The organism is Burkholderia sp. 22313, from assembly GCF_052045245.1.
Classification (GTDB): domain Bacteria; phylum Pseudomonadota; class Gammaproteobacteria; order Burkholderiales; family Burkholderiaceae; genus Burkholderia.
Map to the genome: position 1 here is coordinate 81,435 of NZ_JBQEON010000003.1, position 24,749 is coordinate 106,183.

Annotated in this window: 23 protein-coding genes and 2 pseudogenes; 17 read left to right on the forward strand and 8 right to left on the reverse strand. The window is 67.8% G+C overall.

The window, feature by feature from the left end; genetic code table 11:
* Nucleotides 1-3: 3 nt before the first annotated feature.
* From ACTJKF_RS03735 to ACTJKF_RS03800, 14 genes and pseudogenes are all read left to right on the forward strand, one after another.
* Nucleotides 4-624 (forward strand): hypothetical protein, encoded by a 621-nt coding sequence (locus tag ACTJKF_RS03735; protein ID WP_440622223.1) that lies wholly within the window; start codon nt 4-6, stop codon nt 622-624.
* A complete protein-coding gene (locus ACTJKF_RS03740; RefSeq protein WP_440622224.1) occupies nt 621-2,309 on the forward strand; it encodes an AMP-binding protein in 1,689 nt (562 codons plus the stop codon). The genes ACTJKF_RS03735 and ACTJKF_RS03740 overlap by 4 nt, the downstream gene beginning before the upstream one ends.
* Nucleotides 2,309-4,015 carry a glycosyltransferase family 2 protein gene (locus tag ACTJKF_RS03745; protein ID WP_440622225.1) on the forward strand — a complete coding sequence of 569 codons (1,707 nt, stop codon included), beginning with the start codon at nt 2,309-2,311 and terminating at the stop codon, nt 4,013-4,015. The genes ACTJKF_RS03740 and ACTJKF_RS03745 overlap by 1 nt, the downstream gene beginning before the upstream one ends.
* Complete coding sequence (locus ACTJKF_RS03750) at nt 4,002-5,618, forward strand: HAL/PAL/TAL family ammonia-lyase (protein WP_440622226.1); 1,617 nt, start codon at nt 4,002-4,004, stop codon at nt 5,616-5,618. Before ACTJKF_RS03745 ends, ACTJKF_RS03750 begins: the two co-directional genes overlap by 14 nt.
* Nucleotides 5,615-6,043 (forward strand): acyl-CoA thioesterase, encoded by a 429-nt coding sequence (locus ACTJKF_RS03755; RefSeq protein WP_440622227.1) that lies wholly within the window; start codon nt 5,615-5,617, stop codon nt 6,041-6,043. The genes ACTJKF_RS03750 and ACTJKF_RS03755 overlap by 4 nt, the downstream gene beginning before the upstream one ends.
* Complete coding sequence (locus tag ACTJKF_RS03760; protein WP_440622228.1) at nt 6,034-6,711, forward strand: outer membrane lipoprotein carrier protein LolA; 678 nt, start codon at nt 6,034-6,036, stop codon at nt 6,709-6,711. Before ACTJKF_RS03755 ends, ACTJKF_RS03760 begins: the two co-directional genes overlap by 10 nt.
* Complete coding sequence (locus ACTJKF_RS03765; RefSeq protein WP_440622229.1) at nt 6,711-9,119, forward strand: MMPL family transporter; 2,409 nt, start codon at nt 6,711-6,713, stop codon at nt 9,117-9,119. The genes ACTJKF_RS03760 and ACTJKF_RS03765 overlap by 1 nt, the downstream gene beginning before the upstream one ends.
* Nucleotides 9,116-10,260: pseudogene (locus ACTJKF_RS03770) on the forward strand (beta-ketoacyl-[acyl-carrier-protein] synthase family protein). The gene ACTJKF_RS03765 and the pseudogene ACTJKF_RS03770 overlap by 4 nt, the downstream one beginning before the upstream one ends.
* A gap of 1 nt (nt 10,261) precedes the next feature.
* The gene (locus ACTJKF_RS03775) at nt 10,262-10,765 is read left to right on the forward strand and encodes a hotdog family protein (protein WP_440622230.1); all 504 of its coding nucleotides are present in this window, start codon (nt 10,262-10,264) and stop codon (nt 10,763-10,765) included.
* On the forward strand, nt 10,762-11,487 hold the full coding sequence (locus ACTJKF_RS03780) for a 3-ketoacyl-ACP reductase FabG2 (RefSeq protein WP_440622231.1): 726 nt from the start codon (nt 10,762-10,764) through the stop codon (nt 11,485-11,487). The genes ACTJKF_RS03775 and ACTJKF_RS03780 overlap by 4 nt, the downstream gene beginning before the upstream one ends.
* A complete protein-coding gene (locus ACTJKF_RS03785) occupies nt 11,487-12,716 on the forward strand; it encodes a beta-ketoacyl-ACP synthase (RefSeq protein ID WP_440622232.1) in 1,230 nt (409 codons plus the stop codon). The genes ACTJKF_RS03780 and ACTJKF_RS03785 overlap by 1 nt, the downstream gene beginning before the upstream one ends.
* Complete coding sequence (locus ACTJKF_RS03790; protein ID WP_440622233.1) at nt 12,713-13,951, forward strand: beta-ketoacyl synthase N-terminal-like domain-containing protein; 1,239 nt, start codon at nt 12,713-12,715, stop codon at nt 13,949-13,951. Before ACTJKF_RS03785 ends, ACTJKF_RS03790 begins: the two co-directional genes overlap by 4 nt.
* Nucleotides 13,952-13,983: 32 nt before the next feature.
* Nucleotides 13,984-14,409 carry a signal peptidase gene (locus ACTJKF_RS03795; protein ID WP_440622234.1) on the forward strand — a complete coding sequence of 142 codons (426 nt, stop codon included), beginning with the start codon at nt 13,984-13,986 and terminating at the stop codon, nt 14,407-14,409.
* Nucleotides 14,410-14,420: 11 nt separating this feature from the next.
* The gene (locus ACTJKF_RS03800; RefSeq protein WP_440622236.1) at nt 14,421-14,855 is read left to right on the forward strand and encodes an excinuclease ABC subunit A; all 435 of its coding nucleotides are present in this window, start codon (nt 14,421-14,423) and stop codon (nt 14,853-14,855) included.
* Between the two features lie 40 nt (nt 14,856-14,895).
* On the opposite strand, the gene ACTJKF_RS03805 is transcribed toward ACTJKF_RS03800, so the two are convergent.
* Nucleotides 14,896-15,615 carry a class I SAM-dependent methyltransferase gene (locus ACTJKF_RS03805; protein WP_440622237.1) on the reverse strand — a complete coding sequence of 240 codons (720 nt, stop codon included), beginning with the start codon at nt 15,613-15,615 and terminating at the stop codon, nt 14,896-14,898.
* A 110-nt stretch (nt 15,616-15,725) separates the two neighbouring features.
* On the opposite strand from ACTJKF_RS03805, the gene ACTJKF_RS03810 reads away from it, so the two are divergent.
* A complete protein-coding gene (locus tag ACTJKF_RS03810) occupies nt 15,726-16,973 on the forward strand; it encodes an NAD(P)/FAD-dependent oxidoreductase (protein ID WP_440622238.1) in 1,248 nt (415 codons plus the stop codon).
* A 97-nt stretch (nt 16,974-17,070) separates the two neighbouring features.
* Here the strand turns inward: ACTJKF_RS03810 and pqqE are convergent, their stop codons facing one another.
* From pqqE to ACTJKF_RS03840, 6 genes are all read right to left on the reverse strand, one after another.
* A complete protein-coding gene (gene pqqE / locus ACTJKF_RS03815; RefSeq protein WP_440622239.1) occupies nt 17,071-18,243 on the reverse strand; it encodes a pyrroloquinoline quinone biosynthesis protein PqqE in 1,173 nt (390 codons plus the stop codon).
* On the reverse strand, nt 18,215-18,490 hold the full coding sequence (gene pqqD / locus ACTJKF_RS03820; RefSeq protein WP_440622240.1) for a pyrroloquinoline quinone biosynthesis peptide chaperone PqqD: 276 nt from the start codon (nt 18,488-18,490) through the stop codon (nt 18,215-18,217). The genes pqqE and pqqD overlap by 29 nt, the downstream gene beginning before the upstream one ends.
* Nucleotides 18,487-19,239, reverse strand: a complete 753-nt coding sequence (gene pqqC, locus ACTJKF_RS03825; RefSeq protein WP_440622241.1) for a pyrroloquinoline-quinone synthase PqqC — start codon at nt 19,237-19,239, stop codon at nt 18,487-18,489. The genes pqqD and pqqC overlap by 4 nt, the downstream gene beginning before the upstream one ends.
* A 109-nt stretch (nt 19,240-19,348) precedes the next feature.
* Nucleotides 19,349-20,260 carry a pyrroloquinoline quinone biosynthesis protein PqqB gene (pqqB, locus tag ACTJKF_RS03830; RefSeq protein WP_440622242.1) on the reverse strand — a complete coding sequence of 304 codons (912 nt, stop codon included), beginning with the start codon at nt 20,258-20,260 and terminating at the stop codon, nt 19,349-19,351.
* Nucleotides 20,261-20,344: 84 nt separating this feature from the next.
* Entirely contained in the window at nt 20,345-20,416 is a 72-nt protein-coding gene (pqqA, locus tag ACTJKF_RS03835) for a pyrroloquinoline quinone precursor peptide PqqA (RefSeq protein ID WP_124485082.1), read from the reverse strand.
* A gap of 360 nt (nt 20,417-20,776) precedes the next feature.
* Nucleotides 20,777-22,978, reverse strand: coding sequence for a glycoside hydrolase family 3 C-terminal domain-containing protein (locus tag ACTJKF_RS03840; RefSeq protein ID WP_440622243.1), 2,202 nt, complete (start codon nt 22,976-22,978; stop codon nt 20,777-20,779).
* A 404-nt stretch (nt 22,979-23,382) separates the two neighbouring features.
* Between ACTJKF_RS03840 and ACTJKF_RS03845 the strand changes: the two are divergent.
* Nucleotides 23,383-23,709, forward strand: a pseudogene (locus ACTJKF_RS03845) (sugar transferase); the annotation flags it as partial.
* 88 nt (nt 23,710-23,797) lie between these two features.
* Here the strand turns inward: ACTJKF_RS03845 and ACTJKF_RS03850 are convergent.
* Entirely contained in the window at nt 23,798-23,971 is a 174-nt protein-coding gene (locus ACTJKF_RS03850; RefSeq protein ID WP_440622244.1) for a hypothetical protein, read from the reverse strand.
* 275 nt (nt 23,972-24,246) lie between these two features.
* Between ACTJKF_RS03850 and ACTJKF_RS03855 the strand changes: the two genes are divergently transcribed.
* Nucleotides 24,247-24,639 carry a TraR/DksA family transcriptional regulator gene (locus ACTJKF_RS03855; protein WP_440622245.1) on the forward strand — a complete coding sequence of 131 codons (393 nt, stop codon included), beginning with the start codon at nt 24,247-24,249 and terminating at the stop codon, nt 24,637-24,639.
* Nucleotides 24,640-24,749 lie beyond the last annotated feature (110 nt).

The window sequence follows — 24,749 nt, forward strand, 5'->3', positions numbered from 1 at the left end:
GGCATGCGGGCGACCACCGGCACCGGCTTGCCGCGCTGGGCAGGCGTCGCGGCCAGGGCGGCGCTGCGCGTGGCCTATCCGCTCGTCATCCTGTTCGCGTGGCAAAGCCTGTCGCCGCGCTATGTCGGTTGCCTGCTGGTTGCGTTGCTGTGGCTGCAGCGCACGATCGGCAAGGGCCCGCTGGCGCAGGCGCTCAAACGGCTCACGACGCTCGACTGGTGCGTGGCCGGCGCCTTGACCGCGATGTCCGTCGCGATTGCCATGACCGATAGCGCACGGCTTCTTCGTCTCTATCCCGCATGCGTGAGTGCCGGCCTGCTGGTCGCGTTCGGCGCGACGCTGCGGGGCGGTCCGACCATGGTCGAGAAATTCGCACGGCTGACCCATCCCGAGCCGAGCCCGGAAATCGTCCGGTACACGCGGCGTGTCACCCAGGTGTGGTGCGCGTTCTTCATCGCGAACGGCGGCTTCTCGGTCTATACGGCGCTGTGCTGGAGCAGTGCGGCATGGGCGCTTTACAACGGGCTGATCGCCTACGTGCTGATCGGCGCGTTGCTCGCGGGCGAGTGGCTGTGGCGCAGCGTCTTCATCGCCGCCAGGCAGAAACGGGCAGGGGTCGCATGATCGCGCTGCACGACATGCTGGGTGCCGAAGCGGATCGCGGCGTGGCGGTCTGCCGGGATGGCGCCGACGTGCTGACGCTCGGCGATCTGCAGGCGCGCGCGGACGCGATTGCGCAGGCGGTCGTGGCGAGCGGTGCGCGACGGGTGGCGATCTGCACGGACGATCCGTACGCGTTCGCGTGCGCGTTCTTCGCGGTGGCGGCGGCGCACGCGGAAATCGTGATGCCGGCCAGCAACGCGCCCGGTTATCTCGGCGACCTCGCGCATGCCTACGACCTGATGCTGGATGCACCGGCACTGGCCGCGTGCGTGCGCGACACGGAACGCGAATCGACCGTCGCCGCCCGCCCGATCGACGCGGCTGCCGCGGTGACGCTTTACACGTCGGGCAGCAGCGGCACCGCGAAGCCCGTGCGCAAGTCGCTCGCGCAGTTCGATGCCGAAGTGCGCACGCTGCAGCGCGAATGGGCCGGCCAGGTCGGTGCGGCCGTGACGCTGTCGAGCGTGCCGCATCACCATATCTACGGGCTGCTGTTCAGGATTCTGTGGCCGCTGGCGGCCGGCCGGGCATTCGACCGGACGACGGTGCTCGAGCCACTGCAACTCCAGCAGCGGCTGGCCGAATACGGAGGCGGTGTGGTGGTTTCCACGCCATCGCAGCTGATGCGCTGGCCGGCATTGCCCGGCTTTCCGATGCACGCGCCCGCGCCGTGCGCGTTCTTTTCGTCGGGCGGCCCGCTGTCGGCCGATGCGGCGTCGGCCTATGCGAGCGCGTTCGGCGCGGCACCGCTCGAGATCTTCGGCAGTACCGAAACCGGCGGCATCGCGTGGCGGCGTCAGGATGTCTCGTCCGCATGGCAGCCGCTGACGGGCGTCGACGTGCGCTGCGACGACGACGGCGTGCTGGGTGTTCGCTCGGCCCATCTCGGTCACGATCGCTGGCATCGCACCGACGACACCGCCCGGTTCGACGCGCACGGTCGCTTCGTACTCGCGGGCCGGCGCGATCGCGTCGTCAAGCTCGACGGCAAGCGGGTTTCGCTGCCGGAACTCGAGGCGCGGCTGCTCGCGCACGCATACGTCGAACAGGCGGCGGCCGTGGTGGTCGACGGCACGACGCGCACGCACGTGGGCGTCGTCGCGGTCCTGACCGCGGCGGGGCGCGACGCGCTGGTCGCGGACGGACGGGTGGCCGTTGCCACGACCTTGCGGCATGCGCTCGGCGATTATGTCGACGCGGCCGCATTGCCGCGCTACTGGCGATTCCGGCATGCGATGCCGTTCGATGCGCGCGGCAAACTGCCGGCCGCCGCGCTGACGGCCGCCTTCACGGCCACGCCGGAAGGTTTCGAACTGCTCGCGTCATGGCGCAGCGACGACGCGCTGCATTACGAGCTGCGCGTGCCGGCCGCGCTCGCGCATTTTGAAGGGCATTTTCCGGGGCTGCCGATCCTGCCCGGGGTCGTGCAAATCGACTGGGCCGCGCGTCTTGCCGGCCGCGAGATGCCGGCCGCGCGCGACATCCGTTGCATCGAACACCTGAAATTCAAGGCACCGGTGCCGCCGGGTGCGGTGCTGGCGCTGCGTATCGCGCATGACCCGGTACGCGGCTGCGCGCGTTTCACGTTCCGCTGCGCTGGACGCGAATGCACGTCCGGCGTGCTGGTCTACGGCGCGGCGGCGTGATGAGCGATACCTGCATCGTCATTCCGATCTATAACCATCGCGCGGCGATCGGCGGCACGCTGGCGCGCCTTGCCGTGCACGACCTGCCGATCCTCGTGGTCGACGACGGCAGCGACGAGCCGACGCAACAGGAGCTGGCCACGCAGGCGGCGCGGTATGCAAACGCCGTGACGCTGCTGCGGTTGCCCGTCAACGCCGGCAAGGGCGCGGCGGTCATGGAAGGCTTGCGCGCCGCACGCGCGCGTGGGTATCGGCATGCGATCCAGATCGACGCCGATGGCCAGCACGACGCCGCCGACGTGCCGAAGTTCGTGGCGGCCGCGCAGGCCGAGCCGGATGCCGTGATTCTCGGTCGGCCGCGTTTCGACGACAGCGTGCCGAAGGCGCGCCTGTACGGCCGCTACCTCACGCATGCATGGGTCTGGGTCGAAACGCTGTCGCTCGACATTCCCGATGCGATGTGCGGGTTTCGTCTCTATCCGGTCGACGCCGTCTGCGAACTGATCGACGCGGTAGCGCTGCCGACGCGGATGGCGTTCGACAGCGAAATCCTGGTCCGGCTGCACTGGCGCGGCCTGGCGTTCAGGACGATTCCGACGCGCGTGATCTACCCGACCGACGGCGTGTCGCATTTCGACGTGTGGCGCGACAACGTGCGCATCAGCGCGAGTCATACGCGGCTCGTCGCGGGGATGCTCGCGCGCGCGCCGATGCTGCTGACCCGCCGGGTCATCGGACGGCGCGGCGCGGCGCCGACGGAGCGCACGCGCGCATGGTGGCGCATGCCGGAACGCGGCAGCCGGATCGGCATGGCGTTGCTGGCCCTCAGCTGCCGCTGGTTCGGCAAGGGCTTTACATCGTTCTGGCTGTATCCGATCGTCGGCTATTTCGTGCTGACGAATCGCTCGGCGCGCACCGCGTCGCATGCGTATCTCGCGCGACTGCGCGACGCGCAGGCCGCGGCCGTGCCGAAGCCGGGATGGCGCAGTGCCTACCGGCACATGCTGGCCTTCGCGCAGGCGGGATTCGACAAGTTCGTCGCATGGTCCGGCCGCCTCGACGAACTCGACGTGCGTTTCGACGACGCGTCCGCGTTCGATGCGCTCGCGTCGAGCGGGCGCGGCGCGCTCGTGATCGGCGCGCATCTGGGCAATCTGGAGATGACGCGGGCGCTCGCGCTGCGCGATGCGCACACGAAGGTGACGGCGATCGTCTACACCGAACATGCGAAGCGCTTTACGGGCCTGCTGGCCGGCGTCAACCAGGCATTCGGCAAGCAGCTCGTCGAGGTGTCGGACTTCGGGCCGGATACGGCGATGATGATGCAGTCGCGCATCGACGCGGGCGAACTGCTCGTGATCGTCGGCGACCGCGTGCCGCCGCACGATTCCGGCAAGACGGTCGACGCGCGTTTTCTCGACGCGACGGCCCCGTTCGCACAGGGTCCGTACATCCTCGCCCACGCGCTCGGCTGCCCGGTCTACCTGTTCTTCTGCCTGAAGGAGTCGCGCGGCTACCGGCTCTATTTCGAGCCGTTCGCCGAGCGGATCGCGCTGCCGCGGCGCGAGCGCGCCGCACACGTCGCGGCATGGGCGCAGCGCTATGCCGCGCGGCTCGAACACTATTGCGGCAAGGCACCTTATCAATGGTTCAACTTCTTCGATTTCTGGGCGCGGCCCGATGGAGGTCCGCGTGGCGGAGCATGACATGAACGACGTCGCGGCAACCGCGGACGGCGACACGAACGCGAACCGGCCGGCCGTCGTGATCGGCGGCCGGCATCTGACGATCGAGGACGTCGTCGCGATTGCCCGCGACGGCGCGCCGCTTGCATTGAATGACGGCGCCGAATGGCGCGCGAGGATCGAGCGCGGCGCAACCTGGCTGCGCGACTATCTCGCGCATGGCGGCACGCTGTACGGTGTCACGACCGGATACGGCGATGCCTGCGTGGTCGAGGTGCCGCCGTCGCTCGTCGAAGCGCTGCCGCTGCAGCTGACCCGTTATCACGGATGCGGGATGGGCGACTGGTTCGACGCGACGCAAACGTTATCCATCATCGTCGCACGGCTCAACTCGCTGGCCTTCGGCTACTCGGGGGTGCGGTTCACGTTGCTCGAACGGCTGGCCGACCTGGTGAATCACCGCATCCTGCCGCGCATTCCGTCGGAAGGGTCGGTCGGCGCAAGCGGCGACCTGACACCGCTGTCCTATGTCGCCGCGGCGCTGGTCGGCGAGCGCACCGTGGTGTTCGAGGGCGACGAACGGAACGCGCGGGACGTATGGGATGCGATCGATCGCGTGCCGTTGACGCTCGCGCCGAAGGAAGGGCTCGCACTGATGAACGGCACGGCGGTCATGACGGGGCTGGCCTGTCTCGCGTTTGCGCGCGCCGATCACCTGACGCGGATCGCGACGCGCCTGACGGCATTGACGACCGTCGCCCTCGACGGGCGAGCGGGACACTTCGATGCGCGCCTGTTCGAGGCGAAGCCGCATGCGGGGCAGGCGGAGGCGGCCGCCTGGATTCGCGCCGACCTGGCCGGGCGCGATGAATTGCCCGGGCGTCGCCTGCAGGATCGCTATTCGGTGCGGTGCGCGCCGCACGTGATCGGCGTGGCGCGCGACGCGCTGTCGTGGATGCGCCGCGATATCGAGAACGAGCTGAACAGCGCGAACGACAATCCGCTGATCGATCCGGACGAAGGGTGCGTGCTGCACGGCGGCAACTTCTACGGCGGCCATATCGCGTTCACGATGGATGCGCTGAAGACGGCGGTGGCCAACCTCGCGGACCTGATGGATCGCCAGCTTGCGCTGCTGGTCGACGACAAGTTCAGCAACGGACTGCCGCGCAACCTGACGGGCGCGGCCCCGGAACGGGCGGCGATCAATCACGGGTTCAAGGCCGTGCAGATCTCGTCTTCCGCGTGGACGGCGGAGGCGCTGAAGCACACGATGCCGGCGAGCGTGTTCTCGCGCTCGACGGAGTCGCACAATCAGGACAAGGTCAGCATGGGCACGATCGCCGCGCGCGATTGCCTGCGCGTGCTGGCGTTGACCGAACAGGTCGCCGCCGCGCATGTGCTCGCGACCGTGCAGGCCGTCCGTCTGCGACTGCGCGACGATCCGCGGGCCCAGCTGTCGCCTGCGCTGCGCGCGTTCATCGACGACATCGGTCGTCAATCGCCGCTGGTGGTCGAGGATCGCCCGCTCGAAGCGGAGCTGCGCGCGCTGACCGCGCGCCTGGCCGCATGCGAACCGATCGGCGGCGCATCCGGTGGCCTCCTGCACGGGGAGGCCGCATGAACGCGGCTCGTGCGCCGCTGAGCGCGACGGCTCGCGTCGAGGTCCAGTTTCATGATGTCGATGCCATGAACGTCTGCTGGCACGGCCATTATCTGAAGTACTTCGAAAGCAGTCGCGCGGCATTGCTGCGCATGATCGATTACGACTATCCGGCGATGCTGGCGTCGGGTTACATGTGGCCGGTCGTGGAGGTCCATCTGAAGTACGTTCGCCCGGCGCTTTACGGCCAGCGGCTCGACGTGCGCGCCACGCTGCTCGAATTCGAGAACCGGCTGAAGATCGGTTACGACATCGTCGACGCGGCCTCCGGCGAGCGCTTGACGAAGGGTTATACGACGCAACTGGCTGTCGACGCGACGACGCGCGAACTGCAGTTCGTGTCGCCGCCGGCGCTGATCGAAAGGGTGCATGCGCAATGGGCCTGATTTCGCACACCGGAAGAATGGCGGCCACGATGCTCGCGGCCTGCATGACGCTCGCCGGCGGCGCCGCGACGGCCGCCCCGGTGCCGGCCGCGGCCGCAGCGGCGCCCCGGCCGGCGAACGCCGCACTCGTGGCCGACATCGCGGCGCGGCTCGCGCGGGTCGGCGCGATTCGCGCGGATTTTCGGCAGACCCAGACACTGGCGGCGATGAAGCAGCCGCTCGTCAGTACCGGATCGATGCTGTTCGATCGCAAGTCGGGCGTCATCTGGCGCATCGACACGCCGTACAAGGCGACTTACGTGATCACCGACGGCGGCGTGCGCGAAGCCGGCACGGACGGACAACTCGTCGCGTCCCGCAGTGGCAGCCGGGGCGTCGCGCAGGTATCGCGGATGATGCGCGACATGCTCGGCGGCGACCTGTCGGCGTTGTACGCGCAGTTCGACGTCGAGGCGAGCGGCACGCCGGAGCGGTGGCGGATGGTGTTGCGGCCGAATCAGCCGCAGCTCGCGCAGGCCGTCCGCGTGCTCGAAATGAGCGGCGGCATGTATCTCGGCCGGCTCGACATGACGTTCGCCAACGGCAACGTGACCGCGCTGGAGTTTGCGCGGCCGACCCCGGTCGACGCGCCTGCGCCGGCCGAGCGCGCGTGGCTGGAGGCGCGCTAATGAATATGGCCCGCGACGTGATCGGCACCTCGGGCGAGCGCACCCGGCGGCGCATGCTGTGCGCGGCATGGCTGCTCGTCGCGCTGGTCGCGCTCGCGTACAGCGTGTGGCGCTTCAGCGGGCCGGCGCCGCTGCAGACGAACCTGCTCGCGTTGCTGCCGGCCACCGAAGCCAATCCGGTTGCCGAACGGGCCGTCGACCTGCTCGGCGATGCGCTCGGCAATCGCACCGTCTACCTGGTGACCGATCCGGATGCCGCCCGCGCGAAGGCTGCGGCAAAGCAGTTCGGTGCGCGGCTCGACGCGAGCGGTGCCTTCCGTTCGGTGACGGTCGAGGTGCCGCCGTTCGACCTGTCGCAGATCGCGGCAACCTACCTGCCGGCCCGTTTCGGGTTGCTGACGGCCGAGGATCGCAGGTCGCTCGAACAGGGCGATGCCGCGCTCGGCGCACAGCTGGTCCGGCGGCTCTATGCGCCGCCCGTCGACGGCTTGCAGACGGCCGTGGCCGACGATCCGTTCGGCTGGCTGCAGCACTGGCTCGGCGAACTGCCGCTCGCGGCATCGAACCTGTCGCTCGAGGACGGGATGCTGGTGTCGCATCGCGGCGGCGCAACCGGCGTGCTCGTGATGACGTCGCTGCCGGGCTCGGCCTATGAATCGAAGGTCCAGCACGCGGTGCGTGTCGCGACGGCCGATGCGGAGCGTGCGCTCGCGGCCGACTTCCGCGGCGTTCGCGTCGACCGGGCCGGCGCGGTGTTTTATGCGGAAGCGGCGCGTGCCAGTGCCGAGCGCGACGTGCACGTGATCGGCGCGGTGTCGCTGGCCGGCATCGCGCTGCTGCTGATGAGCGTATTTCGTTCGCCGCGCCTGCTGGTGCTGGCGTTTGCCTCGACGGCTTTCGGCATCGTCTGCGCGCTGGCGGCGACGCTGCTCGTGTTCGGCAAGCTGCACCTGCTGACGCTGGTATTCGGCGTGAGCCTGATCGGCGAGGCCGTCGATTATTCGATCCAGTACTTCGTCGCGTATTTGTCTGCGGGGCGGCAATGGGACGCGCGGCGCGGCGCGGCGGCGGTCCGGCCGGCGCTGGCGGTCGCGCTGGCGACCAGTCTGCTGGGCTACGCGATCCTGATGTGGGTGCCGTTTCCGGCGCTGAAACAGATCGCATGCTTTGCGATCGTCGGGATCGTCTGCGCGTTTGCCGCCGTCACCGGATTCCTGCCGCTCAGGTTGACGCAAGTGCCCCGGCGCGTCCCGTCCGGCGTTTTCTCGGGCGCTGCCCGGCTGCTGCGCGGATGGCAGGCGCTGCTCGCCGGCCGGCGCGCGGTGGCCGCCGCCGTGCTCGTCGCGCTGGTTGCGATTCCGGGCTGGGCACGCCTGACGAGCGACGACGACATTCATCTGCTGGTCGAGCGCGATGCGAGTCTTGCCCGACAGGAAGGCAATATCCGGGCGGCGGTCGGACTGGCGAACACGGCGCAGTTCTTCGTCATCCAGGGTGCGTCGCAGGAACAGGTGCTCGAGCGCTCGGAGGCGCTCGTCGGGGCGCTCGGTCGGCAGCAGGCGGGCCGCGTGCAGTCGATCGCGACGTTCGTGCCGTCGGCGAAGCAGCAGGCCTATGACCGCGCCGTGCTCGACACGCACGTGTTTGCCGATGTCGCCGCGCTGCGCGAGACGCTCACGAAGGCGGGTTTCCGCGACGACGTTGCCGACGCATGGATTCAGGCGTTTTCCCGCCATGCGCCGACGACGCTGTCGGTCGACACCTGGCTGGCGGCGCGCTGGTCGGCGCCGTTCCGGCATCTGTGGCTCGGGCGCGTGGACGGCGGCGCCGGTCCCGTCGATGCGGCACTCGCGATTCCGGAGCGGGTCGATGCGACGAACGCGGCGACGTTCGCGGCCCTCGCGCGCACGCTGCCGGGCGTGTCGTGGGTTGACAAGGCCGCGAGCGTATCGCGCCTGTTCGGGGCCTATCGGGTCGACAGCGGCCTGTGGCTGATCGGTGCATTGATCGTGGTCGCCGCACTGCTGATGTGGCGATACGGCATGCGCGGCGGCATCGCGACCACGTTGCCGGTCGTGTTCGCCATCGTGTTGACGCTGGCCGCGTTCGGCTATGCGCGGGTGCCGCTCACGCTGTTCAACTGGCTGGCCCTGATGCTGGTGCTCGGCGTGGGCGCCAATTACGCGGTGTTCCTCCGTGAAGGATGCCTGCGCGACCCGGCCGGGATCGGCGCAGTGTGGACCGGCGTGCTGCTGTCGGCGGCCACGACGTTGCTGTCGTTCGGCATGCTCGGCGCGAGCGCGATGCCGGCGCTGCGCAGCTTCGGCACGACCCTCGCGATGGGCATCGTCTTGTCGGTGCTGTTCGCGCCGCTCGCCACGCCATCCGCGAAGGAGTGTCGCGCATGAATGCGAAACAGACGCCGGTCTACCTGTCCGCGCCCGGCATGATCAACGCGCTTGGCGCGACGACCGACGAGATCGTCGACGCCATGCGCAGCGGCGTCGCACCGGGCATGGCGCCGCGTGCCGATGGTGCCGGCGGCGGCTGGGTCGGGTGCGTGCGATCGGCGCTCGACCTCGCGCCGCCTGCCGCGCTCGCGCATTTCGACTGCCGGAACAATCGGCTGTTGCTCGCCGCGCTGGCGCAGATCGGATCCGTCGTCGACGCGGCGATCGCGCGTCATGGCCCGCGCCGGGTCGGCGTCGTGATCGGCACGAGCACGTCCGGGATCCAGGCCGCGGAGCAGGCGCTCGCGCAGCGTGCCGCGACCGGCGCGCTGCCCGCCGGGTTCGATTATCGGCAGATGGAAATCGGCACGGCGGCACCGTTCGTGCGTGCGGTGCTGGGTGTCGGCGGGCCGGCCTACACGCTGTCGACGGCCTGCACGTCGAGCGCGAAGGCGTTCGCGGCGGCACGCCGCCTGCTGCGGCTGAAGCTGTGCGACGCGGTCGTGGTCGGCGGTGCGGATTCGCTGTGCGAGCTGACGCTGCAGGGTTTCGCGTCGCTCGAATCGGTCAGCCCGGGCCGGACCAATCCGCTGAGCCGGAACCGCAGCGGCATCACCATCGGCGAAGGCGCCGCGCTGTTCGTGATGAGTCGCGACGAAGCGGCGGTCCGCCTGGCCGGCGTCGGCGAGTCGAGCGATGCGCATCACATCTCGGCGCCGGACCCGGCGGGATACGGCGCCGAGGACGCGCTGCGTGCCGCGCTCGCGGATGCCGGCGTGGGTTCGTCCGCGATCGGCTACGTGAATCTGCATGCGACGGCGACGCGCCTGAACGACGAGATGGAAGCGAACGTGACGGCGCGCGTGTTTCCGCACGGCGTGCCGGCGAGCGGCACCAAGCCGCTGACGGGGCACATGCTCGGCGCGGCGGGCGCGACCGAACTCGGCTTCGGCTGGCTGACGCTGGCGCGCGNGCGCTGCCGGAACTCGACCTCGTCGTCGGCGAGCGCCGTCTGGCCGGCGACGCAACGGGACGTTACGTGATGAGCAATTCGTTCGCTTTCGGCGGCAGCAATGCCAGCCTGATTCTGGGAACCTGACATGGATGCCGGACCCTTGATCGACGCGCTGCACGGCGGCGCGGATATTCCCGTCGGCAACGTGCGGGACGTGTTGCCGCATCGCGGCACGATGCTGTTGCTCGACGCAATCGAGCGCTGCTCGGAAACCGGTATCGAGGCGAGCGCACGCGCGCGACGCGATGCGTGGTACGCCGACGGCAACGGTGCGATGCCGGCATGGATCGGCATCGAGCTGATGGCGCAGGCGATCGCCGCGCATGTCGGCCTGCTCGCCGCGCATGCGGGCGGCCGCGCGAAGCCGGGCGTGTTGCTCGGTGCGAACCGCTATGTCGCGCATCGCACCGCGTTCGCCGCGGAGACGACGCTGCGCATCGTCGCGCGGGAACTGCTGCGCGGCGACGAGGGGCACGGCGCGTACGAGTGCGCGATTCATGCCGACGGCACATGTTGCGCGGAAGCCGTCGTCAAGGTGTACCAACCGAACGATTTTCAATCTTTTATCGAAGGGAGCTTCAACTCATGACTCGGCGAGTTCTCGTGACAGGGGCGAGCCGCGGCATCGGCCGCGCCGTGGCACTGCGCATGGCGTCCGACGGTTTCGCCGTGACGGTGCATTGCCGCACCGGCCGCGACGAAGCGGAAGCGGTCGTCGCGACGATTCGCGCGCAGGGCGGCACGGCCGGCGTGCTGCAGTTCGACGTGCGCGACCGCGCGGCGTGCCGGGCTGAACTGGAGGCCGACGTCGAAGCGAACGGCGCGTACTACGGGATCGTCTGCAATGCGGGCGTGACGCGGGATGGCGCGTTTCCGGCGCTGTCCGACGAGGACTGGGACATCGTGATCGAAACCGGGCTCGATGGCTTCTACAACGTCGTTCATCCGCTGACCATGCCGATGGTGCGCCTGCGCGGCGGCGGCCGCATCGTGACGATCGCGTCCGTGTCGGGCGTGACGGGCAATCGCGGCCAGGTCAATTACAGCGCAGCAAAGGCCGGCCTGATCGGCGCGACCAAGGCGCTCGCCGTCGAGCTGGCGTCGCGCAAGATCACCGTCAATTGCGTCGCGCCCGGACTGGTCGACACCGGCATGCTCGACGCCGTGCCGCTGGAGCATGCATTGAAGGCGGTACCGATGGCCCGCGTCGGCCAGCCCGACGAAGTCGCGGCGGTGGTCGGTTTCCTGATGTCGGATGCGGCGAGCTACGTCACCCGGCAAGTGATCGGCGTGAACGGCGGGATGGTGTGATGAAGCGAGTCGTCGTGACGGGGATGGGCGGCGTGACCGCGTTCGGTCAAGGCTGGCCGGAAATCGAGGCGCGCCTGCGCGACGGGCGCAACGCGGTGCGGCGCATGCCGGAATGGGATTGCTACGAAGCGCTGCATACGCGGCTCGCGTGCCCGCTGCCGTCGTTCGAGCTGCCGGCCGGGTATCCGCGCAAGAAGACGCGTTCGATGGGGCCGGTGTCGATGTATGCGGTGCGCGCAAGCGAGCTGGCACTCGCGGATGCGGGGCTGGCCGACGACCTGTCGATCAGCGACGGCCGGATGGGGGTCGCGTACGGATCGTCGTCGGGATCGGTCGAGCCGATCCGGGCATTCGGCACGATGATCGAGACGGGTTCGATGCGGGACGTCACCTCGAACAGCTATGTGCAGATGATGCCGCATACGACGGCCGTCAACGTCAGCCTGTTCTGGGATCTGAAAGGCCGGATCGTGCCGACGTCGTCCGCCTGCGCGTCCGGCAGCCAGGCGATCGGCTATGCGTACGAGGCGATCGCGACGGGCAGGCAGGCGCTGATGCTCGCGGGCGGCGCGGAAGAACTGTCCGGCCCGGCGGTCGCCGTGTTCGACACGTTGTATGCGACCAGCACGCGCAACGATGCCGCGCACCTGACGCCGCGCCCGTTCGACGCCGCGCGCGACGGCCTAGTGGTCGGCGAGGGCGCGGCGACGCTGGTGCTCGAGGAATACGAGCACGCGATCGCGCGCGGCGCGACGCTCCATGCGGAGATCGTCGGCTTCGGCTGCAATTCCGACGGTGCGCACATCACCCAGCCGACTGCCGGGACGATGGCGGTCGCGATGCGTCTCGCGCTCGGCGACGCCAGACTCGATGCGGGCGCGATCGCCTACGTGAACGCGCACGGCACGTCGACCGACCGCGGCGACGTGGCGGAAAGTCACGCGACGGCGTCCGTGTTCGGCGAACGCATGCCGATCAGCTCGCTGAAAAGCTACGTGGGGCACACGCTCGGCGCATGCGGCGCGCTCGAGGCGTGGTGGACGATCGAGATGATGAAGCGTAACTGGTATGCGCCGACGCTCAATCTCGAGACGGTCGATCCTGCCTGCGCGCCGCTCGACTACATCATCGGCGACGCCCGCCGGATCGATGCGGAATTCGTGATGAGCAACAACTTCGCGTTCGGCGGGATCAACACGTCGTTGATCTTCCGGCGCATCGCCGCATGACGGTGCTTCGGAGCGCGACGTCGCGCGTCGTCGTCACGGGGCTCGGCATCGTGTCGTGCGTCGGCAATTCGCTCGACGAAGTATCGGCCGCGCTGCGTGCCGGCCGTTCGCATATCACGCGCATCGACGCATGGCGCGAGCGTGGCTTTCGCAGTCAGGTCGCCGGCGTGGCATCCGTCGCCGCGACGGCGCGGTTCGCGCGCAAGCACGAGCGCTTCATGGGCGATACGGCGCGCTTCGCCGCGCATGCGGCTGCGTCGGCGCTCGACGATGCGGGCCTCGATGTCGACCTGCTCCGTTCGCCGCGGGCGGGCGCGATCGTCGGGTCCGGCATCGGCTCGATGGCCGACTACGACGACGCGATGGCGATCGCGCGGCAGCGCGGCATCGGCAAGACGCCGCCCTATGTCGTGCCGAAAGCGATGAGCAGCACGGCGTCGGCATGCGTCGCGCAGTTGTTCGGCATCGAAGGCGTGTCGTATTCGCCGTCGTCCGCCTGTACGAGCGGGGCGCTCGCGATCGGACAAGCGGCGCAATTGATCCGCTCCGGATGTCAGGACATCGTGCTGGCCGGCGGCAGCGAGGCGCTGCACGACAACATGACGTTGATGTTCGACGCGATGGGGGCGTTATCCAGCGGTTGCAACGAAACGCCGGACCGCGCGTCCCGCCCGTATGCGCTCGGTCGCGACGGCTTCGTGATCGCGTCCGGTGCGGGCATCCTCGTGCTCGAATCGCTCGAGCATGCCCGCGCGCGCGGCGCGCGAATTCATGCGGAGATCAGCGGGTTCGGCCAAGGTACGGACAGCGCCGGCATGGCCATGCCGCATGCGCCGGGGATCGCGCGGGCGATGCGCGGTGCGCTCGACGGCCATGGACGGCGTCCGGACTACGTCAATACGCATGCGCCGTCGACGCCGCTCGGCGACATCGAGGAACTGAAGGCGCTTGGCGACGTATTCGGCGGCGACGTGCCGGCATTTTCGTCGACGAAAGGCATGACGGGGCATCCGCTTGGCGCGAGCGGTGCGCACGAAGCGATCTACACGATGCTGATGATGCGCGACGGTTTCGTCGCGGGCACGGCCGTCGGCCACGAGCCCGATCCGGCGATCGCCGGCATGCCGCTCGTGCGCGATGCGCGCGAATTCGCGATCGAGCGTGCGCTGTCGGTGTCGTTCGGGTTCGGCGGCAGCTGTGCAAGTGTGTTGTTGGACGCCTGGAAGGGCGATTGAAGTGAACTTACTGAGCTGAGAGGACGATAACAATGAAGCACAAAGGACATCTGGCCGGCATGTTGATCGCCGCATCGTTGCTGACGGGGTGCGGCACCGTGGTCCGTTCGCTGCCGCTGCCGGCGACGGCGACGGCACAGGATGCGAGCGGTATCGCGCTCTATTTCGGTGCGCAGCCGCACCCGGCCGTCAAGACCAGCATCGGTCCGCGTTCGGAGTCGGTACGTGTGTCGCGCGGGACGCAAGCGGAACAGCCGACGTGCGAGCAGGCGCTGGCCGAAGCGCTGAACCGTCTTCGCCTCTATGCGAAGAATCACGGCGGAAATGCGGTCATCAACGTGACGACGCGTTTTCATGAAAAGCGTTCGAATTCGACGACCGAATATACGTGCGGCGTGAGCGGCAGTGCCGGCGCGATCGGCGTGTCGGGCGACGTCGTCCAGCTGAACGCGCAATAACGGGAGAGCACGTGAAATATCGCATTGCATTGGCACTGCTCGGCGCGACGTTCGCGGCCTCGGCCGCGCACGCACGGGACACGATCAACGACTATCCGATCGAGAGCGCGTTGAAGAGCGAGGCAGGCAAGCTCGACGACGGCGTCGCGCTCTATTTCGGCGATCAGTCGCATCCGCGCGTACTCAAGTCGTACGGCACGTTCGCGACCAACAAGAAGACCAATTCGTTCGGCAAGAGCGACGAGGCGGCGTGCCAGCACGTGTTCCTGTCGGCCGTGATCGAACTTCAGGCGCGCGCGCGCAAGGAGGGCGGCAATGCGGTGGTCGGCATCAAGAGCAACTACCGCAACGTGTTGCGCTCCAGCACGACCGAGTACACGTGTGGCGCCGGCGCGATCGTGGCCGGCGCGGCACTGACGGGCGAGGTCGTGACGCTGAAGCGCTAAGCCGCACGCGCCGGGGCCGCCGGCGGGCGGCCCGGCTCGCTCAGGCGGGCTTGCGCGCGGCGACGTTGACGAGCGTCTCGCGCCGCTTGCCCGGCTTCGGTGCGTACAGGCCGATGCGCTCGAGGAGCCCGAAGTCTTTCGCGCGGCTCCACCACAGGTAGGGAAACGACACGTTGCGGGTGTCGAACGTGAACCCGCCATGGCGCAGCATCGCAAGGTAGCCGTCGGCGCTTTTCTGAACCTCCATCGGGTGCCGGAACAGCAGCCGGATCACCCACGACTTGATGTACGCGTCGGTCGATTCGGCGAACAGCAGCAGCCCGCCGGGTTTCAGTACACGACGAAAGTCGGCCAGCGCACGTTCCTGATCGACGAGATGGTGAAAGGTCTGATGGCAGAACACGATGTCGACGCTCGAATCGGCGAGCGGAATCCGCGTGCAGTCGGCATGATGCAGCTCGACCGGCGTTGCGCAGTGCTGCGCGGCGTCCGATGCATGCACGAGGGAGTCGTCGTGGCAATCGATGCCGATGATCCGGTCGGGCGAAAACGCGTCGCTCAGCAGGCGGAACGACTTGCCCTGACCGCATCCTGCATCGAGGATGACGGGGGCCTTCGGCAGCGGCGCCGCGATGAGCCGCTTCAGATCGTCGATGGCCACCCTAAGCACGTGATGTTCCCAGGTATGCGTGCGAAGAAACCAGATGCCGAACCGGGTTTCGGGAACATAGGCGGGGGCGTGCGTGCGGCAGGACGTCATGGGCCTCTCGTCGGAATCTTGGATTTGTTGAGCGCTTATTGTAGTTTGCAACGCCCGATCGTGGCGTGAGAAACGTAAGATACCCAATCAATCGAACTGAATTGGCAAGCATGAGTGAAATGAAATCGAATTCCATCGACGTCGCGATCATTGGGGCAGGACCCTCGGGTGCGGTCGCGGCCGCACTGCTGCGCAAGGCCGGCCGCTCGGTGCTGGTGCTCGAGCGCCAGCATTTTCCGCGCTTTTCGATCGGGGAAAGCCTGTTGCCCCAGAGCATGCGGTACCTCGAAGAAGCGGGCATGCTGCAGGCGGTCGTCGAGGCCGGTTTCCAGTTCAAGAACGGCGCGTATTTCGTTCATCGCGACAGGATGTCGTCGTTCGACTTTCGCGAGAAGTTTTCCGAGGGCTGGGGGACGGCCTATCAGGTCGAACGCGCGGCATTCGACGACCTGCTGATCCGCTGCGCGGCCGGACAGGGCGCGGACGTGCGATTCGGTCATGCGGTGCGCGCCTTCCATCCCGGCGCGTCGCCGCGGCTCGACGTCGTCGACGAAGCCGGTCACGAATATGCGGTTCAAGCGTCGTTCGTGCTCGATGCGAGCGGGTTCGCTCGCGTGTTGCCGCGACTGCTGGGTCTCGAGGCGCCGACCGGGCTGCCGACGCGCGCGGCCCTCTTTTCGCACGTCGAAGACAGCCTGCCGGCCGGATCGACGGATCGCGACAAGATCTGCATTGCCGTCCATCCGGAGCGGCGCGACGTATGGTTCTGGATGATCCCGCTGACGAACGGGCGCTCGTCGGTCGGCTGCGTGGCCGATGCGGCGTTTCTGGACGTGCCGGAACCGCGGCAGGAATCGTTGTTGCGCGAATTGCTGCAGAGCGAGCCGACGCTGTCGCGGCTGGTCGGCAGCAAGCCGTTCGTGATGCCAGTGCGTCGTATCGCGGGTTATGCGTCGAATGTCGAACGCCTGCACGGCAGCGGCTATGCGCTGCTGGGCAACGCGGGCGAATTCCTCGATCCGATCTTTTCGTCGGGCGTGACGATCGCGATGCGCTCGGCTCATCTGGCGGTCGCCGCGCTCGAACGGCAGTTGCGTGGCGAGGCGGTCGACTGGGCGCGCGATTACGACGTCGCGTTGCGCAAGGGCATCGACACCTTCCGGGCGTTCGTCGAGCGTTGGTATTCAGGTGCGTTGCAGGACATCGTGTTTCACGAGGACAAGGCGTCCGAGGTGAAGCGCATGGTCTGCTCGATTCTGGCCGGCTACGCGTGGGACGAGACGAATCCGTTCGTCCGGGAACCGGCACGCGGCCTCGATATCCTGGCCGAGATCTGTCGTTCGAAGGACGCGGGCTGAACGACGCAGAACACGACGTTCTCGCCGGCCGAACGTCGAAGTAGCGTTCCGTGCGCTGGAGTCGTCCCGGTCAATGCGTCGCGCCGTGGGGAGCGGTTCAGGTCTTCGTCAGGTCGCGCGAGTTGCGCGGGTTGCGAAACACGAGTTGCGCGACGGGTTGCAGCGGCTCGAGCGCCGCTTCGCGCGCGTTCAGGATCAAGTCATGGTGAGGCGACTTGCCGCACACCGGATCGGTGAGGCTCGCATCGCCCGTCATCATGTATGCCTGGCATCGGCAGCCGCCGAAATCCTTCTTTTTCTCGTTGCACGACCGGCACGGTTCGGGCATCCAGTCGTCGCCGCGGAAGCGGTTGAAGCCGAACGACTCGTACCAGATGTGTCGCAGATCGTGTTCGCGCACGTTCGGAAAGGCAATCGGCAGTTGTCGTGCGCCGTGGCACGGTAGCGCGGTGCCGTCCGGCGTGACGATCAGGAACAGGCTGCCCCAGCCGCTCATGCAGGGCTTCGGCCGCTCCTCGTAGTAGTCGGGCGTGACGAAGATCAGCCGGCACGGATGGTTCGCGGCCGCGAGCCGGGCGCGGTATTCGTTCGTGATGCGCTCCGCGCGTTCGAGCTGCGCGCGGGTGGGCAGCAGCCCGTGGCGGTTCAGGTACGCCCATCCGTAGTACTGGCACGTCGCGAGTTCGACATAGTCGGCGTCGAGCGCGATGCACAGCTCGATGATCCGGTCGATGTCGTCGATGTTGTGCCGGTGCGTGACGAAATTCAGCACCATCGGATAGCCGTGCGCCTTGACCGCGCGGGCCATCGCGAGCTTTTGCGCGAAGGCCTTTTCCGATCCGGCCAGCGCGTTGTTGACCGTCGCGTCGCTTGCCTGGAAGCTGATCTGGATGTGATCGAGGCCGGCGCGGCGGAACTCGACGATCTTCTGCTCGGTCAGGCCGATGCCCGACGTGATCAGGTTCGTGTAGTAGCCGAGGCGGCGCGCCTCGCCGATCAACGCGGCAAGATCCGGCCGGACGAGCGGTTCGCCGCCCGAGAAACCGATCTGCACGGCGCCCATCTCGCGTGCTTCGGCCATGACCCTGAACCACTGTGCCGTGTCGAGCTCCTCGCCCTGGCGGGCGAAATCGAGTGGGTTCGAGCAGTACGGGCACTGCAGCGGGCAGCGGTACGTGAGTTCGGCCAGCAGCCACAGCGGCAACCCGGTTGCGGGCCGTGCCGCGTCGGGCGTCACCGGTTCACGCGAGTTCGATCCAGCGTTGGCCACAGGCGGTCTCCATGAAGCCTTCGACGTCGACACCGAGCTCGGGCACGTCGGGGAATTGCCGTTCGAGATGCGCAACGATGTCCGCGACGGTGCGTGTGCCGTCGATCAGCCCGCCGATCGCACTCGCGCTTTCGTTGAATTTGACCATGCCTTCGGGGTACAGCAGCACGTGCGCATGCTGGGCCGGCTCGAACTGAAAGCGAAAACCCGGCCGCCAGCGCGGCACGCGATTCCGGTCGAAACTCATAGCGGGATTCCCTTGTGCCAGACCGGCTGGCCGGTGACGGTGTGATAGGGCGGCCGATGCAGTTCGTAAGCCATCGACATCGCGTCGAGCATCGTCCACAGAACGTCGAGCTTGAACTGCAGGATCTCCAGCATCCGCTGCTGGCTTTCGTAGGTCGTGTAATGCCGCAGCGTGATGTCGAGCCCGTGCTCGACGTCGCGGCGCGCCTGGCCGAGGCGCGTGCGGAAATACGTGTAGCCGTCCGGATCGATCCACGGGTAATGGCGCGGCCAGGTGTCGAGACGCGACTGGTGGATCTGCGGCGCAAAGAGCTCGGTGAGCGAGCTGCTGGCCGCTTCCTGCCAGCTCGCGCGGCGCGCGAAATTGACGTAGGCGTCCACGGCGAAGCGCACGCCGGGCAGCACGCGTTCCTGCGAGCGCAACTGCGCGGGGTCCAGCCCGACTGCCTGACCGAGCCGCAGCCATGCGTCGATGCCGCCGTCGTCGCCCGCGGCGCCATCATGGTCGATCAGGCGCTGGACCCACTGGCGGCGAACCTCGCGGTCCGGACAGTTCGCGAGGATCGCCGCATCCTTCAGCGGAATGTTGACCTGATAGTAGAAGCGGTTCGCGACCCAGCCCTGGATCTGTTCCCGCGTCGCGCGGCCCTCATACATGGCGACGTGATACGGGTGGTGAATGTGATAGAAGGCGCCCTTGGCACGCAGTGCCTGTTCGAACTGGGCGGGAGTGAGAGCGGGTTGGCTCATCGACGGTTCCGTGACGTTGGGGACGGTGGAGGGGCGCGCGACACACCGCTGTCGACGTCGTGCGAGCGCGATGCGCGTCGCGGCAGCGTGACGGCGGAACCATGGATGCTTATAGCACGATGTCCATCCCGTCGAAGGCGACCTCGATCCCGCGCTGCCGCAACTCCGCGCGTTCGGCAGAACGTTCGTCGAGAACCGGATTGGTGTTGTTGATGTGAATCAACACCTTGCGCGGGCGCGGCACCCGGGCCAGCACGTCGAGCATGCCACCCGGACCGTGCAGCGCGAGGTGACCCATTTCGCGACCGGTACGGACGCCGACGCCGCGTCGCCGCATCTCGTCGTCATCCCATAGCGTGCCGTCCACGAGCACGCAGTCCGCGTCGTTCATCCGTTGCAGCAGCGCGTCGTCGACCGTGCCGAGCCCCGGTGCATAAAACAGCGTGCCGCCGGTGCGGCAGTCCTCGACGAGCAGGCCGATGTTGTCGCCGGGATGCGGATCGAAACGGTGCGGCGAGTAGGGCGGTGCCGCGCTGCGCAATGGCAGCGGCGTGAAGCGCAGGTTCGGACAGGCCGGCACGACGAAGCCGCCGTCAAGCGCGATACGGTTCCAGGCCAGCCCGCCGTTCCAGTGCTCGAGCATGTTGAACAGCGGAAAGCCGCTGGTCAGGTCCTGGTGGACCATGTCGGTGCACCATAGCTGCAGCGGGCAGCCTTCGCGCAGGCTGAGCAGGCCGGCGGTATGGTCGATCTGGCTGTCCATCAGCACGACCGCGCCGATGCCGGTGTCGCGCGGCGCGCGGCCCGGCTGCAACGACGGGAAGGCCTGCAGCTGCGCGCGAATGTCGGGGGACGCATTGCACAGCACCCAGTTCGTGCCGTCGTCCGACACGGCGATCGACGACTGGGTGCGCGCGTGCGCGTCGACCGTGCCGGCGCGAAACCCCGCGCAGTTCGCGCAGTTGCAGTTCCATTGAGGAAAGCCGCCGCCCGCGGCCGATCCGAGGATATGTATGAGCATGGCTGTCCGGCGCGAGGCCGCGATGCGAGACAAAGAAAAAGCCTCGGCAGGCCGAGGCTTTCCTTTCAGGATGCCATGCCCGAATCAGCGATTCGACACGTACATCGTGACTTCGAAACCGAGACGCAGATCAGTGTAGGCAGGCTTGGTCCACATGGGGGAACTCCTTTGCAATGACAACTGACGACGAAGCACGCTAGCGATCGTGCCGCTGTTTCACCACGCCATGACATGCGGGCGATGGCTGGCCGGCACCGGCTCCGGTAAATCGAACGTTCATATCGTACCTGAACGGGAGCGACGAACAAGTCAATCCGGGAATGGATGGCGTTCCGGATTTTCATGCGTGTGCGCGCTTCTCTCGGATTGCCGACATCGGGTCGGCAAATACGAAAGTCGCGCGGCGATTCCTGATTCCCGCCCGGCCAGTGGCGGATCATTCGTCGCGGGCATCGGCGCCGCGCGCGAGCGTCGGGCGAGGTCCGCCTGACGCTCGGCCAGCGCCGGACCGATTGCTCAGCTACCCTGCAACCGGATGTCGCGCGACGACGCGCCGACATACACCGTCCCGCCCGGCACGACCTTCCAGCCGTTGCGCGACGTGTCCCACACGCTCTGCATCCGCGGCGACACGGTCACGCGGACGTGCCGCGCCTCGCCCGGGCTCAGCCGGATCTTTTCCCAGCCGACCAGCCGCTTCGGCGGTTCGTCCTTGTACGGCACGCCGAGATAGACCTGCGGCGTTTCCGCGCCGGCGACGCGGCCGTCGTTACGCACGGTAAACGCGACGCTCAGCGAGCCGTCCCGCTGCCGCGACACCGACAGCCCCGAATACGCGAAGTGCGTGTACGACAGGCCGTAGCCGAATTCGAACAGCGGCTTGATGTTGCGCGCGTCGTACCAGCGATAGCCCATGTTCAGCTTCTCCGCATAGACGGGATCGTTCTCGAACGCGCCGCCTTGCCCCCACGTCGGCGTGTCCTGGTCGCGTGCCGGGAACGTGACGGGCAGCTTGCCGGACGGATTGACCGCGCCGAACAGCACGTTCGCGATTGCCTTGCCGCCGCCTTCGCCCGGATACCACGCCTCGACGATTGCCGACACGCTGTCCTTCCACGGCATCAGCACCGGATTGCCGCTCTGCACGACGACGATCGTATGCGGATTCGCGCGTGCGACCGCTTCGACGAGTGCATCCTGGTTCGACGGATTCGCGAGGCTCAGGCTTTGCAGGTCACCGAAGTCCTCGCCGGCCGGCTGCGCGACCACGACGATCGCGACGTCCGAGCGGCCCGCGAGCGCCGCGGCCTGGTCGATTTCCTGCTGCGTGTACGCGCGAAACGGCGATTGCTGGTCGCTGTTGCCGGCAAAGGTCACCTGTGCGGCCGGGGCGAGCGCGCGGATCGCCGCGACGATCGGCACGTCGACCTTGAGCCACGGATTGCGCCACCAGCTGCAGCCGGTCGACGATCCGAACGTCAGGCCGCCGCAGCCGGCGAACGCACCGCTGACCGGATCGCGCGTGTTGCCCGAGCCGCCGCCCGACAGCACGGCCGCATCGGCATGGCCGCCGATCACGGCGATACGCGACAGTGCCGACGCCGCCAGCGGCAACTGGTTGCCGTCGTTCTTCAGCAGCACGATCGACTGCTCGGCGACGCGCTGCGCAAACTGGTTCGCGGCCGCGAAATCGATCGTGCCGCCGCCCCTGGCCGGATCGTCCATCACGCCGACCCGGATCATCACGGCGAGCTTGCGGCGCACCATGTCGTCGAGACGCGCGGTCGACACCGAACCGTTCGCGATCGCCTGCTTGACGGCGGCCGGTGTGAGGTAGACGGTCGAACCGACATCCTCCTCCTCGTCGAGCCCGGCGTTGATCGCGGCGGCGGTGCTGTGCGTCGCGCCCCAGTCGGATTGCACCTGGCCCTGGAAGCCCCATTCGTTCTTCAGCACGTCGTTCAGCAGGTGACTGTTCTCGCAGGCATACGCGCCGTTCAGGCGGTTGTAGCTGCACATCACGCTGCCTGGTTGCCCGCGCTTCGCCGCGATCTCGAACGGCAGCAGATAGAGCTCGCGCAGCGTGCGTTCGTCGATCTGTGTGTTGCCGCCCATCCGGCCGTGTTCCTGTTCGTTGCCGGCATAGTGCTTGATGGTCGCGATGACTTTCTGGTGCTGCGTCGCGAGCGTGCGTTCGGCAAGCAGGTCGCCGGCGAGCAGCGGATCCTCGCCGAGATATTCGAACAGTCGCCCGCCGCGCGGCTCGCGCGCGAGGTTGGTGCCGCCGCCGAGACCCATGCCGAATCCTTGCGCGCGCAACTGGATCGCCACCTGCTTGCCGTAGTCGTACGACAGCCGGCGATCCCAGCTCGCGGCGACGGCGAGCGTCGCGGGGAAGGTCGTGCTGGCTTGAGACGTGCTGCCCGAACCGGTTGCCGAGTCGACCATGTCGAGGTCGGGAATGCCGAGCCGCGGCACGCCCTGGATGTAGCCGGCACCCCCGCCCGGCACTTTGGACATTTCGTATTGCGAATGGATGAACTGAAGTTTCTCGTCGAGCGTCATCTTGCGCACGAGGCGATCGGCGCGCTGCTGCGCGGCGGACGACGCGAACGTATTGGCGGCATCGCCCTGCGAATCGAAATCGGCGTTGCCTGCATAGACGCTGGTGCAGAGGGTCGCTGCCAGCACGGCGGCCGGCCAGAGTGTGTCCCGCATGTTGCTCTCCATGATCGTATTGCCGGTTGTTCGGATGAGGTCTGGAGCTGCGCGCGTCCGGTGGATTCGCACCGGACGCATTCGGCTGGCGATGCAGGGTGGTTGCGCGTCGGCATGCCAGGCCAGGCGGGGAATCGTTACGGCCGGTTGGGCTCGACCGGTCGATGCGGGCGGCGACGCGGACCGCCCGACAATGCCGAATCGGATGTAGCGATTCTCTGCAGCGATTAATCGTACGAATGTAGTTTGACTACAGCATCGGTGTTTCTACCGATCCATATGATCTTTTTTCGGCGCGCTTGCGCGGCGCGCGAAAAAGGCGGTCATCGTTGCCGGCTGCGTGCGTGCGAAAAGGTAAGAAGTGCCTGCGGCCGCGCGTTTCGAACGGAGCGGGGCAGCGATAGCGGCGCACGTCACTCGACGAGCTGCCGCAATTCTTCAACGTGCTGTTCGGCCAGATGTCGGTGGTCGGCCCGCGTCCGCACGCGATCGAGCACGACGACTTCTACCGGCAGTTGATCGACTGCTACATGTATCGCTATCGCGTGCGGCCGGGGATCACGGGATGGGCGCAGGTGAACGGCTATCGCGGCGAGACGCGCAAGGTCGAGGCAATGGCCGCGCGCGTGAAGTTCGACCTGTTCTACATGCAGAACTGGAGTTTCTGGTTCGACATGAAGATCATTCTGTTGACGGTCATGCGCGGCTTCATCGGGCGCAATGCATTCTGATCATGTCGAAGAGGATTGCGAAGTATCGACGGGACGGAGTGAAGCCGCGATACGACGCGCGTCGCCACACCGCACGCGGAACCGCGGGTCAGCTGTCCGCCGGCGGCTGGCCGGCCGCCGGCAACGCGGCCGGCGCGACGGCAGGGCTGGCCGCGGGCGCGGCTTGCACGCTCGACGGCTGCACCGCGTGCTGGATCGTCGGCACGACCATCGTCGGGAACAGGGCCGCGAGGGCCACCCAGATGACGACGCCGAACAACATGATGTTCTCCCGGAAAGCCGCGGGCATGCCGCGCATGCGTTCAATCTATGACGCAACTTTGTGCAGGGGATTGATCGACCTCAACGGCCGCCGCGTCAGACGAATGGGCGCCGCGGCCTTTTCGCGTCGGTCCCCGCTTTTCGCGCATCGGCGCAGGGGCCGACGCCGGTCAACACATGCGCGTTCAATGGGTTTATCCTGCGTCGAAGGCATGCGGCGCGACAACCGCGCACCGCATGCCTGATTGCGCGAAACCCGGAAAAGGAGAAACGGCGATGGCGCTCGACCAACAACAACGTCAGACGCTGCAGCGGCGGCTGACCGACAGCGAGCAGGCGTTGCGAACGGAAATCCGGACGAGCGAGGACCAGCGCGCGTCCGAGTCCTATGCCGAGCTCGCCGGCGCGGCGCCGGACGAGGGCGACGAGGCGAACGCCGATCTGTTCGTCGACGTCGACCATGCATTGATCGGCATGAAGCTGGCCGAACTGCGCGCGATCGGGCGCGCGCAGCAGCGCATGCGCGACGGCAGCTACGGCGAATGCATCGATTGCGATGCGGCGGTCGGCTACGAACGGCTGCTCGCACGGCCGACGGCCGAGCGCTGCACGCATTGCCAGTCGGTGTACGAGCGGCGGTACGCGACGACGCCACGCGCATCGCTCTGACATCGGCACCGGGGCCGCGCGATCGGCGTGCTCCGCGCGACCCGATACGGGCAGTCGGCGCAGGATGACCAACGGGTGCCCGCCGCCGTCGACAGGCGGCGCCGGGCCGG